10 protein-coding genes and 2 pseudogenes are annotated in these 11,848 nt (G+C 57.0%); 4 read left to right on the top strand and 8 right to left on the bottom strand.

Going from position 1 to position 11,848, the window contains the following annotated elements; all coding sequences use genetic code 11:
* Positions 1-329: 329 nt before the first annotated feature.
* Positions 330-973 (top strand): annotated as a pseudogene (locus DIE12_RS37370) (transposase); the annotation flags it as partial.
* 879 nt (positions 974-1,852) lie between these two features.
* Here the strand turns inward: DIE12_RS37370 and DIE12_RS37365 are convergent.
* Entirely contained in the window at positions 1,853-2,386 is a 534-nt protein-coding gene (locus DIE12_RS37365) for a hypothetical protein (RefSeq protein ID WP_124551592.1), read from the bottom strand.
* Positions 2,387-3,047: 661 nt separating this feature from the next.
* Here DIE12_RS37365 and DIE12_RS37360 point away from each other — a divergent pair.
* Positions 3,048-3,917, top strand: a complete 870-nt coding sequence (locus DIE12_RS37360) for a LysR family transcriptional regulator (protein ID WP_124489514.1) — start codon at positions 3,048-3,050, stop codon at positions 3,915-3,917.
* Between the two features lie 293 nt (positions 3,918-4,210).
* Here the strand turns inward: DIE12_RS37360 and DIE12_RS37355 are convergent, their stop codons facing one another.
* Genes DIE12_RS37355 through DIE12_RS37335 form a run of 5 tightly spaced genes read right to left on the bottom strand, consistent with a single transcriptional unit; the run spans position 4,211 to position 8,176 of the window.
* The gene (locus DIE12_RS37355; RefSeq protein ID WP_124489513.1) at positions 4,211-5,413 is read right to left on the bottom strand and encodes an L-dopachrome tautomerase-related protein; all 1,203 of its coding nucleotides are present in this window, start codon (positions 5,411-5,413) and stop codon (positions 4,211-4,213) included.
* A 30-nt stretch (positions 5,414-5,443) separates the two neighbouring features.
* Positions 5,444-5,734: a putative quinol monooxygenase gene (locus DIE12_RS37350; RefSeq protein WP_124489512.1), complete on the bottom strand. Its 291-nt coding sequence runs from the start codon at positions 5,732-5,734 to the stop codon at positions 5,444-5,446.
* 14 nt (positions 5,735-5,748) lie between these two features.
* Positions 5,749-6,543, bottom strand: a complete 795-nt coding sequence (locus DIE12_RS37345; RefSeq protein WP_124489511.1) for an SDR family NAD(P)-dependent oxidoreductase — start codon at positions 6,541-6,543, stop codon at positions 5,749-5,751.
* Between the two features lie 56 nt (positions 6,544-6,599).
* Positions 6,600-7,454 (bottom strand): type 1 glutamine amidotransferase domain-containing protein, encoded by an 855-nt coding sequence (locus tag DIE12_RS37340; protein ID WP_260427366.1) that lies wholly within the window; start codon positions 7,452-7,454, stop codon positions 6,600-6,602.
* An 8-nt stretch (positions 7,455-7,462) separates the two neighbouring features.
* A complete protein-coding gene (locus DIE12_RS37335) occupies positions 7,463-8,176 on the bottom strand; it encodes a type 1 glutamine amidotransferase domain-containing protein (RefSeq protein ID WP_124489510.1) in 714 nt (237 codons plus the stop codon).
* Positions 8,177-8,296: 120 nt separating this feature from the next.
* Here DIE12_RS37335 and DIE12_RS37330 point away from each other — a divergent pair, with 120 nt between their 5' ends.
* Positions 8,297-9,211 (top strand): LysR family transcriptional regulator, encoded by a 915-nt coding sequence (locus DIE12_RS37330; RefSeq protein WP_124489509.1) that lies wholly within the window; start codon positions 8,297-8,299, stop codon positions 9,209-9,211.
* A 187-nt stretch (positions 9,212-9,398) separates the two neighbouring features.
* Here the strand turns inward: DIE12_RS37330 and DIE12_RS37325 are convergent, their stop codons facing one another.
* On the bottom strand, positions 9,399-10,253 hold the full coding sequence (locus tag DIE12_RS37325; protein WP_059619746.1) for a LysR substrate-binding domain-containing protein: 855 nt from the start codon (positions 10,251-10,253) through the stop codon (positions 9,399-9,401).
* A 105-nt stretch (positions 10,254-10,358) separates the two neighbouring features.
* On the opposite strand from DIE12_RS37325, the gene DIE12_RS37320 reads away from it, so the two are divergent.
* Positions 10,359-11,063 (top strand): haloacid dehalogenase type II, encoded by a 705-nt coding sequence (locus DIE12_RS37320; RefSeq protein ID WP_069707191.1) that lies wholly within the window; start codon positions 10,359-10,361, stop codon positions 11,061-11,063.
* 708 nt (positions 11,064-11,771) lie between these two features.
* On the opposite strand, the pseudogene DIE12_RS37315 reads toward DIE12_RS37320, so the two are convergent.
* Positions 11,772-11,848, bottom strand: a pseudogene (locus tag DIE12_RS37315) (ABC transporter ATP-binding protein); the annotation flags it as partial.

Below are 11,848 nucleotides of genomic sequence, written 5' to 3'. Positions count from 1 at the left end.
AGCAGCCAATCGCATACGAAACCCCTTTAAACAGTGCCCCGATCGTCGGAACGAGGCGCTTTTCAACAGCCTGCTAGTCGCGAGTTGCGCCGTGCTGACATGGAAAAACAACACCGGGGTAAAGCTGGACGATATCGAATGAGCTTGGATACCGACCCTGATCTAGGAAATAGTCAGGGTCAAAACTGGAGAAATTCGACATGACGTGTCCGACTGGGACACGAAGGCCATGTCATGAAGACGAGCAAGTTTACGGAAGATGACCTGCCCTGGAATTTTCGGACCAGTTGAAACTTGAGAGAATGGCTTCCAACGGAGAAAAGGAAGTCATGAAGAAGAGCCGGTTTACCGAAGAACAGATGGTCACCATCCTGCGCGAGGCGGACAAGGCGCCGGTCGCGGAAGTTGCGAAGAAGCACGGGGTCAGCGAGCAAACCATTTACAACTGGCGACAACATTTCGGCGGGCTGGAGGCTGCCGACGTGAAGCGGCTCAAGCAGCTCGAGCAAGAGAATGCGCGGCTGAAGAAGATGCTGGCCGAGCGCGATCTCGAGCTGGACGTGATGAAAGAGATCAACGCAAAAATGTATGGTCCGCCCGACGCCAGCAGGTCACCTACGCGAAAGCACGGGGCCTGTCGGAGCGACGTGCGTGCGCGCTGATGTCGGTCGCCCGATCGGCGCTGCATTACGAATCGACGCTGGCCGTGCGGGACGCGCCGGTGCTGGCAGCGATGAGCATTCTGTCGGCGCAATATCCGCGTTATGGTTACCGCCGCATCCAGATCTTTCTGGAGCGGCAAGGTCACCCGATGAGCGCCGACCGGGCTTGGCAGCTGTGGCGTCTTGCCGGGTTGCAGGTGCCGCGCAAGCGACCCCGTCGACGCGTGTCGGTCCATCGCCCTCGGCCGCAGCCGGCGACGGCGGCACGACACGTTTGGGCGTACGACTTCGTATTCGACGCGTGCGCCAACCGCCATTCACGCGCGTACTCGTCGATCACCGCTAGTCACTTCAACTGCTGGTTCGCCGTTCTGCGCGAACAATCTGGCCCCGCACGGCCGATCGCCCCTCGACGAAAAAGGGGCGGCGCCTGCCAGGGCCTTCGTCCAAGTCAATACGGTATCGGTGGCAACGAGCAACCCTTCGGCGGGCCGTCCCCGACTCGGGGCGCGACGGTATCTCTTGTCGCACACATGAAAGCACGGTGATACGTCACCATATGGCCCTTCCATGTTGAGAATGTATAGTCGTTATCCCATCGCATTTCGTAACGATAAGGTCCACAGCCCCACTGAGTACACGTCGGATTCTGCCTTTTTCCCGTCGCCCTCCAAACACCTCTATAATCCGCCGCCGGAATGTACTTATCGAGCGCGATTATCATCGCATACGCCGTAGATCCGGATGGCACATAGATTGTTTGCCCAATGGTGAAACTCTGCTCTTGCGTCACGGCCTGACTATAGGAGGCACTTAGGCCGCCGCCTTGGCTTTTGAAGGTCGGGGATAAATCGATACCGATCGTCCACTGCCTCGTGATCGACGTGCTACGGCCTTCTGTCTTGTTCGCTGTGCATCCACTATTCGACGGCGTACTGCAACTGAGCGTAAATTCTGGATAATATTTTTGGACCCTCCACACCCAATACGTTCCTTGGGCACCTTGATTGGAATAGTACGAAATATACGAATTATTTCGATCAGCGGAAATCGTTGGGTCCGTCACCCACTTCGTTGTTCCGGTAGCGAGAGCGTGACTATTTTGGGAAAGCAAGCCCAGGCAAGCCGCGAGCAATGTTGCCAGAACGGCATATCGAGAGGATTCAATTTTCATTCGATTCACCCCGCAATCATTGCGTTTTTTGTTTAATCAACGAATCGCTTCCGCGTCGCCCGAGTTTGGGCAAGAGCGTGGCCAACTCATCTCGCTCTGCGGCATCAAATGCGAGTACGCCTACCCCCTCATCCGGCGCCCCCTTATACAGCAACGCAACCGCTGCTTTGCGCCCGACATGGGCCAGTTCGATACTGAGATCGAGAACGCGCTGTTGACTATCGGCACTCCCCGATGAATCGATGATTATCAGATAGCCTTCGTTCAGCGCACTGGATACTTTCTCTTTATAGCGACCGAAATCTTCATCTGCGTTCACAATCACCCCGTCAAATTGATTCTGAATTGCGGGATTCACCGAATCGCTGGACTGGATTGTTGCAGAATGGCCAAGTTCTTGCATTGCAATCCCCATGGATCCACTCGACAAGTTGACCCATGCAGATTTTCTTACGGAATAGTCCTTATCGATCGCGACGGAATTTTTCCCGGCGGTCGAAAGGGAGTTCGATTCGAACTGCTGCCCGGATGCAGACTGCTGCGTCAGCACACTGGCAGGAGAACCTACAGCTCCGTCATCCCCTCCACACGCACTGACCGCAAGCGACGAAATTCCCATGAACAACGCAATGCGCCACCTCATCCGACACCCCCAAATTCATTGAAAGTTTCTAAGTTTCAAATAATCACCCACAATAAAACAACCAATACATCAACACACCGCACCATTACAGCGAATCGATATTTGCAAAAAGCCGCATCGAATACCGTGCAGCGGGTCCGATTCGAATAATTACCTCGGAAGCACCACCGGGCCGTGACGCCACCCCGCACGACCATACCTCATTCTTGACTCCAATTTACAACCCGCAGCCTAACTCGCCTCATTTTTACGAGGAAATTAAATATCTCGATAAGTGTTATTAATTATAATAATATGCCTCTCATGCACACCAGCTCAGCCATTCCACATACAATCATGATCGACTATTTGAATATGTGAAGATCAAAAACTCCCATTTTATTCATCAAATGCCAAACAGCCTTACCCCCAGCCACCACATGCGATTCGCGACAATTCCATGGATGGTGCTCCAAGCAAGACGGAAATCTTGATCCGCCGAGCAAAACTATTGTTCCGCGCCGCCGAATGACAATCATCAAGGAAATGAATTACTGTTTCTAATTCCGAGATTCAGCACATCCCGATAATGATTGACCTCGATCTATTAAACACCCTGCTGTGCGTCGTCGAAGAGCGGAACTTTACGAGAACCGCGGAGAGAATCCACAAGACGCAATCCACAGTAAGTCAACAAATATCGAGGCTCGAGAGATCACTTGGACACACGTTGCTCGTCCGTGATAGAAGTGGTAACAATGTTGTCGTCACGGAACAGGGTGAAATATTGGCGACCTACGCGCGTCGTCTTATTGAACTTGCCCAGGAAGCAAAAAACGCTCTTGCGGCCAACCGGGATTTGATTCAAATTCGAATTGGAATACCCGAAGATTTTCGGGTCGACCGGATTACGCAAGTTCTTTCCGGATTCGCCTGTATAAACCCGTCCATTCGACTTGAAATAGCAAGCGGCATGAGTATTGATCTGCATGCGAAGCTTGCTGCTGATCAGCTTCAACTTGCCTTGGTAAAACGGGAACCCGGAACGGGGGCGTGTGTGGCGTCTTGGCCAGAGTCCGTCGTCTGGGTGACAAACTGGCAGACTGTCACGCCGTACGACGTGTTGCCATTGGCAGTCTTTCCTCGAGGATGCATCTACAGGGCACGAGCGGTATATGCTCTCAAAAAAGCAGGAATACGATGGAGAGTTGGTTTCGAAAGTCCCAGCTTGACCGGAATTCAAGCCGCGGTATCTGCCGGCTTGGCCGTTGGCGTATTGCCAAGATCTGCCGTCTTGCCCTCCCATCGAATCCTGTCGTCCTCCGATAAGCTGCCCGATTTACCGGGGACCGAACTTGCCTTAATTGCAAAAGTGAATCCAGTCAGCTTTGAACAACGTCCTCTCGTAATTTTTCTTTGCAGTGAAATCGAAAAAATCCTAGACGATCAGGAAAATTAAAGGAATGATGGCGTAAGAGATCAGTCTATTCTCCGATGATCAACATCCTCTCGCGGCGATGAATCAGAGCGCCGGAGAATGATCTGAAACAGCCACGGTTTCGACACAAGGCATAAACGGACTCGTATCGGATCGCCGAATTTAACTGCGCAATTTCAGGTTGCTCAGGCACATGGCTTTCAGCACCCTTCGCCGTCACACCAGGAGCCAATGCCGCAAGCGCACACGCCGTTCTATTCTCGGTTGGCCATAAAACGGCTGTCGCCCAATACAGATGCAGCCCCGACTCCCAATTACTTGCCGCCGATCGATATCCGCCATAACTCGTAGCGCTCGTGACCGTTTGGGACCAGACCTGCGACATGGTCACTCAGCGCGCTCGACGTGAAGACGAGATCGCCGGTCGGAAGCAGAGCCGGAGTGTCCGGCCAATGCACGCCATCGTCGGATGCGATCAACGACATCGATTTCGTGCCCGGTTCGTACTTCACGATGCCATTGTGCGTGACATCGGTAATGTAGAGCACACCGTGCGAATCCGTCACGATTCCGTCCGTGTTGCCACCGACAGCACCAAGATCACGAATCTCCGTGGCGATCTGCTCATCTGTCGCACCGCGCAGCCTAAGAACGGCGGTCGAAACCGAACGTGCGCGTGTTCCTGTCGTCACGGTCCAATACAGCGTCGCACCGTCCGGCGACAGCGCGATACCATTGATACCTATCAGCAGCGGCTTTTCCGGCCATACTTCAACGCCATGGGAGACGACCTTTACCCCAGCTTCGACCTGCAAATACGGATGCCCGTCCAGCACACGTCGCGCCGTGCCTGACGCAAAATCGGCGACGATCAGTCCGACCTTGTTATGCGGTGAACTGCGCGAGCCACTGTCGGAAACATACGCGATGCGCCTGTGTTCGTCGACGACGATGTCGTTGAGGAAGCTGCCGGCACGATCGGCCACACCGTCGAGGGCGATGCGCTTCACGATTCGTCCGGATTTCAAATCGAACACCACGATTTTCTGGGCTCCAGCAGGTGCCTCCGATTCCCCGGCAACGAACCCCATGTCAAGTGCCCAGAGCCAGTCGTTTTTCCGATCGACGTAGAAGCCCAGCACGTTGCGCAAATGCTCGCTCGGAGCAGTTGCTGTGGAATTGCCTTCCATTGACGGAAATGGCGTCAGTCGCGCCGGGCCGGTAGTTGCCCGAGTATCCAGCCTGCTTAGCGTCGCCGGTGTCGACGCGGCGACGAACCGCGGGGTACTCACATATGCGGTACCGCGTGCGTCGAAATGAAGCCCGGCAATCGGCGCATTGACCGAGCCAGCGAACGGCGCGGGATCCCCACCGTCTTTCGGAATCTCCCAACTTACTCCGGCGTAGCTTCGCCAGCGTTCAAGCCGGGTATCGGCCACCGCAGTCGCTGCGGTCGCGCAACTGATGAAGGCAATTGCGAAAGCAAATGGCGTAACTCGACTCAAGCGCTCGAACATGATGAAGGATGGTGAATTCGTTAGATGCGGTTATGCGACTTGATGCAGATGCAGCAATTTGAAGGTTTCGATCCATTGACCGGCGGTCGCGCGGAATGCGTCCATCAGCGGGCTGCGCATGTGGTACTCCCACGACGCGCGGTCCGCCCATTGCTCAAAAAAGACGACCATCCCCGGCTGATCCAGCGATTCATGCAGTTCGTAACTGAGACAGCCGGGCTGGTGGCGCGCCATCTCGACGAGTTCCTGCTGGGCTTGAACCAGCGCCGCTTCGCAACCGTGCTTCGCCTCTACGAGTGCGACAATGACGTGGGCTGACATATCGAGGCACCTGTTCACAGAATCGACCGAAAAGTGCCGCCTTCGACGCGCACCGCAGCACCGTTGGATGCGGCACCCAAAGGACTGACCAGCAACGCCACTATGGCGGCAATCTCGTTGGCCTCGATCATGCGGGCGATCAGTGAACTCGGACGATACGTGTCGAAGAAGTGGGATTCGATTTCCGCATCGGTCATATCGGGTCGTGGCGCGGTCTGCCGCAAATACGCGACGATGCCTTTGGAGCGCGTAGCGGACGGCAGTACGCTGTTGACGGTCACACCCGTACCCTTCGTCAGTTCGGCCATTCCGCGCGAGACCGCGAGCTGGGCCGATTTGCTGACACCGTAGTGCACCATGTCCGGCGGCGTGAACGCCCCGACTTCGCTGGACATGAAGATGACACGCCCCCAGTTCTTCGCAAGCATGCGAGGAAAGTAATGACGTGACAGCCGTACGCCCGACATGACGTTGACATCGATCATTCGCAGCCATTCGTCATCAGTGATCTCGGCGAAGGCCCTGGATTCGTAGTAGCCAAGGTTATTCACGAGAATATCCGTATCCGGCTGCGCTTCGATCAGTTCCGCGACACCTCGCTTGCCGCTCACATCGGCGACGATTCCGCGCACGCTGCCGCGGTGCGCGGTAGCGGATATCTCGGCGACGGCGGTGTCGAGTTTGTCACGCTGACGCCCGGTGATCGTGACCGACACACCTTCGCCGGCCAACGTTCGTGCAATGGCCATGCCGATGCCAGCGGTGGCGCCGGTGACGATGGCAGTTTTACCTTCAAGTTGCAGATCCACCGTTTGCTTCTCCCTTGCTCGTCGAAGGACCGGCTACGCCGGTCCATTGCGTGGCATTACTTCAGCCGCTTCAGCATCTCGCCCGCGACGTCGAGTGCGGAGGCCGGATTCTGACCGGTGATCAATTCGCGGTCGGTCACCATGTGCGCGGTAAATGGCACCTCGTTGCTGCTATAGATGCCGCCGGCCTGCTGCAGCGCGGTCTGCGGATAGAACTTCATCACTCCGCCGCCAAGCAGTCCTTTTGCCTGCTCCTCTTCCGCGTTGCTGATCACCGTCATGCGGTAACCGGAATAGATCCATTTCGGGTAGCTGCCGCTCGCGTTCCCCGAGGCGAGCTTTCGTGCAAAGCCCTGTGCATCGGGCAGGGTCGACAGCAACGCAATCGGACCATGACAAACGAGCGCCGTGGTCTTGCCGCGCGCGTGAAAATCGGCCAGCAGTCGGCCCACCGCGGGGCTGGTCAGAAGATCCTGCATCGGCGCGTGGCCGCCGGGAACATAGACGGCATCGAAGTGCCCGTAACCGATCTGCTCCACCCGCGACAGACTGATCACGGGAGAGTGCGAGCGCGACGTGATTTGCAGCTTGTCGAGCAAAGCCTGGTAACCGCGCATCGCCTTTTCGTCGCCGTTGAAGTACATCTTGTCGGCAGACGTCGCATCCATCGTGGGCGCGTTGCCCTCGGGCGTGGCGAAGGTCACCTGGTGGCCGGCATCAAGCAAGGCTTTCACGGGCTGCATCAGTTCGTTCAGGTAGAAGCCCGTCGCGAAGACCTTGCCGTCCTTCAGATCGAGGTGATCGGAATCCGACAACACCACGAGCACGTTGGCCGCGTGAGCGCTGTACGCTGCAATGCCGAGCATGGCGGCAACGGCGAGCTTGCGCATCGAATGCATAGCGTTCTCCATGGGGAATTTCAGGCCTGCCCTGAGTGATTCAGCAACAGATAACGGATCGCCGCGCCAACGCCGGAAGCCGACTGCGGGTTCTGGCCGGTCACGAGACGTCCGTCGACGACGACCTTCGCCGTCCAATTCGGTACGGGATGGTGATGCGCGCCGCGCTGTGTCAACGTGCTCGCGAGCAGGAAAGGCACGACGCGATCGAGTTGAACCGCGCGCTCCTCGTCATCCGTGAATGCGCTGAGGTTCTTGCCGGCGACCAGGTACGTTCCGTCGCCGAGGGTCACATCCACCAGCGCGGCGGGGCCATGACATACCGCGCCGATCACACCGCCTGCCTCATAGACCGCGCGAGTCACCTTTTGCACGTCGGGATTGCCCGGAAAATCCCACATCGCACCGTGACCGCCTGCAAAGAAGACAGCCGCATATTTCGACGCGTCGACATCGCCCAGTCTCTGCGTGTGGCGCAGCGCGTCGCGGAAAGCACTGTCGTTCCAATAGCGCGCGTTGACTTCGTCCGTCAGGTCAAGCCCGTCGACGGGCGGCTCGCCGCCCAGAATCGACGCGAATTCGACCGGGATGCCGGCCGCGTCGAGTTCGGCAAGCGGATGCGTCACTTCGCCGAGATAAAACCCGGTCGGCTCGCCGGTCGAGCCTTTCGTCGCGTGGCTCGTGAGTACGAACAGCACGGACAAGTCCTGCCGGTCGCGATGTTCACTATTCATGGTTCGCTCCTCGATTTCAGTGGGTGACCCGACGACGGATCACAATGCGCCCACTTTATTTGGCTCAATGGAGGAGATAAACTGAGTCAGAAGTAAATCTTCTGTTCTCCGGAGGACAAGATGGGGCGAAGATTCGACCATCTCGGTGATGTGGAAGCGTTTGTCACGGTAATTGAAAAAGGCTCGATGACCGCCGGCGCGGTGGCCTTAGGCAGCACACCTTCGGTTCTGAGCCGAGCTATCACGCGCCTGGAGACTCGGCTGGGTGTGCAATTGCTGCGTCGTTCGACCCGACGGTTGAGCCTGACGGAGCAAGGCAGGCTCTATCTGGAACAATCGCGCGCAGCGTTCTTGTTGATCGACGATGCCGAGCGCGCCATTCAGGGGCAGGACGGCGCGCTGACAGGTCATGTCCGGCTCAGCGTACCGACGACGTACGGACACTATCGTCTGCCACCGCTGCTTCGGCAGTTCACGCAGCAACACCCGCAGGTTCGCGTGGAGTTGAATATCGCGAACCGGAACGTCGATCTGGTGGCCGAAGGTTTCGATCTGGCGATCCGGCTAGGCGCATTGCCCGACAGTGGACTGGTCGCGCGCAAGCTCGAAGATGCAGCGTTATGCCTGGTAGCGTCGCCCGATTACATCGCCAATGCTGGCATTCCGGAAAACGTGGCCGATCTGGAGCGCCACCTTTGCTTGCCTTTCATGCTGCCCAGCAGCGGCCGTATCGCACCGTGGGTGTTCCAGGACGGCGGTCAGGACATCGACTGGCTGCCGCCTTCGAACGTCGCGGTCTCCGACGATGTGCTGGGTGTCGTTTCAATGGCGCAGAGCGGCGCCGGCATCTGCCAGACCTATGATTTTATTGTTCGGGACCGGATTCAGGCCGGAACTCTCGTCGAACTGCTGCCCCACCTCCGTGGCCGCACACGGCCGTTTTCTGTGATTTATGCGCCTCATCGTCGCTTGTCTGCGGCATCACGGGCCCTGATCGACATGCTTGTCGCGTCTACCCCCGATTCATCCAAATGAAAGCAGAATGATGGTTGATGGACTCTCAGCGCTCAGCACGGGTTCGGGAAATTCGAACGGCTCACTGATTGCCACGGTTGAACGACACCAATGAATGCAAGTGGCGTAGCGGCTTCATGCAACGATTCGAAGCACGTTGAAATCAGCCTGAAGCCCGCATGTCTTGAGGCTTTTCGTATTCGGGCGGTTACGCGCGTTTGATTTGCTTGATCAAAAAATCGACCATATCTCGCTGTGCGTTGTCAAGAATATCGCCGGTGCCGACTAGCGCAAGCTCTGACGGTGGCAATGGAGGCAAATCGGTGCAGACTCGATGCTCCGGCAAGATCGCAGACTTCGGTAGCACCGAGATAGCCAGACCTGCGGCGACCGCTGCCTGAATCGCAGTAAGGCTTTGGCTGCCAAACGCTATGCGCCAGGCACGCTGCGCCTTGTCGAGACTGCGGATCGCCCGCTGACGGTAAATACATCCGTGGGGAAAAAGCGCAAGCGCGATCGGCTCATCCGAATCCGGCTTCGGGGGATCAGCATCCCGCCCCCGCACCCAAGCAAGCGACTCCGGCCAAGCCGCGAAGCAGTCGCCTCTGCCGGGTTCCCGCTTGACGAGTGCTAGGTCTATTTCCCTCGCGGCAAGCTTGCCTTGCAAATCCGCGCTCATACCCGCCGACGTTTCAAGCCTCACATCCGGTCGGACCTTCAGAAAACCCGAGAGTATTGCCGACATGCGCCGCGCATCGAAGTCCTCCGGGACCCCGATTCGAACCGGCGAAAGCTTGACGTCGCGCTGGAGCACCTCGCGGGCTTCCTGCGACAACGCCAGCAGCCTCCGCGCGTACTGCGCGAGCAAGACACCGTGTTCGGTGGCAACGACATGATTCCCCGAACGGTCCCTGAGCAGCAGCGGGCGACCTACCGACTCTTCCAGCTTTCGCACCTGCTGGCTAACAGTCGACTGCGTGCGATGAACACGTTCGCCTGCACGAGTGAAGCTGCCTTCATCAACGACGCAAATCAGCGTCTTCAGTAGCTCGAGATCAAACATGGTCAGTCATTTGAAATTTAAATATCCATGATTTTATTATCTAATTTCTAAATATGAGACCTTCTGCCTATGATGCGAATGTCTTCTAGCCAAACAGGAACAATGATGTCACTGAAAGATACGAGTCGGCCACAATGGCTGACATTCGACTGCTACGGCACGCTCATTCAATGGGACGAAGGTTTGCTGGCAGCGGTACGCGAGATTCTTGGAAAACGGCAGGCAACGGAGGTCGACGCATCCAGATTCATCGAGGTTTACGACCGGTATGAACATGAGCTCGAGCAGCAATCGCCCCACCGCACCTTCCGTCAGGTTTCCGGCCAGGGCCTTCGACTTGCGCTGGAGGAATTCGGGCTTGCCGGGAGCGAAAGCGACGCCGCAGTGCTGACTTCGAGGATTGCGGCGATGCCACCGTTTCCCGAGGTCGTCGGCACGCTAGGGAAGTTGAAAGCAATGGGATACCGTCTGTGTATTGTCTCGAATACGGACGACGACATTATTGCAGGCAACGTAGCACAACTTGGCGGCTATATCGACAGGGTCATTACTGCACAACAGGCCGGGGCCTACAAACCAGCACGTCGGCTGTTCGATTACGCGCACGAACAGCTTGATGTATCGAAGGACGACGTTGTTCACATTTGCGCCAGCCCGCATCTGGACCATGCAGCGGCGCGAGACATCGGATTTCGTTGCGTGTGGATTGATCGAGGCACGGGTCGAAAATTGCTGCCGGACTACACTCCAGACGCGACGTTACAGACGCTGCACGAAGTACCGGAACTCTTTGCTACGCTCGACTGGTAGTCCATTGTCCCGTTACCCCGATCACGGCTTGCCCAAGTGCATGCAATATTGCCGGAAGAAGCGACGCGTTCCGATCGGGGTACATCACACACGCTTCTCATCATCGACATACTGATCGCGGTCCGGCACATAAACCCTGATCCCAGAACGACACGTAACGATTTGCATCCGGTGACCCGAAACGTCGACGCTGAATCCCGACGCAAATCAGGATGACTCTCGCTCCAGGACTGCCCCGCTCCACCACCCATCTTGCTCCGCTTCCGACACCGGCAAGAACCCGTTGGTTTCCCAAGATCACTTGTCGGACCGGCCGCTGAAAAACTTGATCGGCATGGTGCCGGTCTACTTGGTAAGGCGACTGAGACTTCTCTCTTTGAGCCGTTGAAGGGCGCTCAGGTCGGATCCTCTTGCTCCCGATGCCAAAGGTCGTGGATGCTTTGCTTGCAACGCGCTCCAACTTCCAACGATGGCCTCAAGCTCAGTGCGCTCCAGCACAAACGCATTCTGCCGACTCATGCGGCTGGATCATCTGCATGATTGGTCCCGGTACTGGCCTCGACACATCCGATCGCAATCAGTCGGTTCGGTCGATGCGAATGTCCGGACTTTCAGGACACGAAGGCGTGAGAGGCAAGTCGTGTGATATCACTCCCTGCATTGCTCGTTTCGACCAGCATCGTCGGCATGCCGCACTTGTTCACGAGGTTACTCACCCAGATACGCAGCCCGCACCTTCGGATCGTCGAGCATCTGCTTCGCGTCGCCTTCCATCGTGACCGTGC

It is taken from the genome of Burkholderia sp. Bp9015, assembly GCF_003853505.1.
In the GTDB taxonomy this organism is placed as follows: domain Bacteria; phylum Pseudomonadota; class Gammaproteobacteria; order Burkholderiales; family Burkholderiaceae; genus Burkholderia.
This window is presented reverse-complemented; position numbering and strand designations above follow the sequence as displayed.

What these genes read in the sequence shown, in the direction of transcription:
- DIE12_RS37360 (WP_124489514.1), top strand. Translation starts at nt 3,048, where the DNA reads ATGATTGACCTCGATCTATTAAACACCCTGCTGTGCGTCGTCGAAGAG.
- DIE12_RS37330 (WP_124489509.1), top strand. Translation starts at nt 8,297, where the DNA reads ATGGGGCGAAGATTCGACCATCTCGGTGATGTGGAAGCGTTTGTCACG.
- DIE12_RS37350 (WP_124489512.1), bottom strand. Translation starts at nt 5,734, where the DNA reads ATGTCAGCCCACGTCATTGTCGCACTCGTAGAGGCGAAGCACGGTTGC.
- DIE12_RS37355 (WP_124489513.1), bottom strand. Translation starts at nt 5,413, where the DNA reads ATGTTCGAGCGCTTGAGTCGAGTTACGCCATTTGCTTTCGCAATTGCC.
- DIE12_RS37335 (WP_124489510.1), bottom strand. Translation starts at nt 8,176, where the DNA reads ATGAATAGTGAACATCGCGACCGGCAGGACTTGTCCGTGCTGTTCGTA.
- DIE12_RS37340 (WP_260427366.1), bottom strand. Translation starts at nt 7,454, where the DNA reads ATGGAGAACGCTATGCATTCGATGCGCAAGCTCGCCGTTGCCGCCATG.
- DIE12_RS37320 (WP_069707191.1), top strand. Translation starts at nt 10,359, where the DNA reads ATGTCACTGAAAGATACGAGTCGGCCACAATGGCTGACATTCGACTGC.
- DIE12_RS37325 (WP_059619746.1), bottom strand. Translation starts at nt 10,253, where the DNA reads ATGTTTGATCTCGAGCTACTGAAGACGCTGATTTGCGTCGTTGATGAA.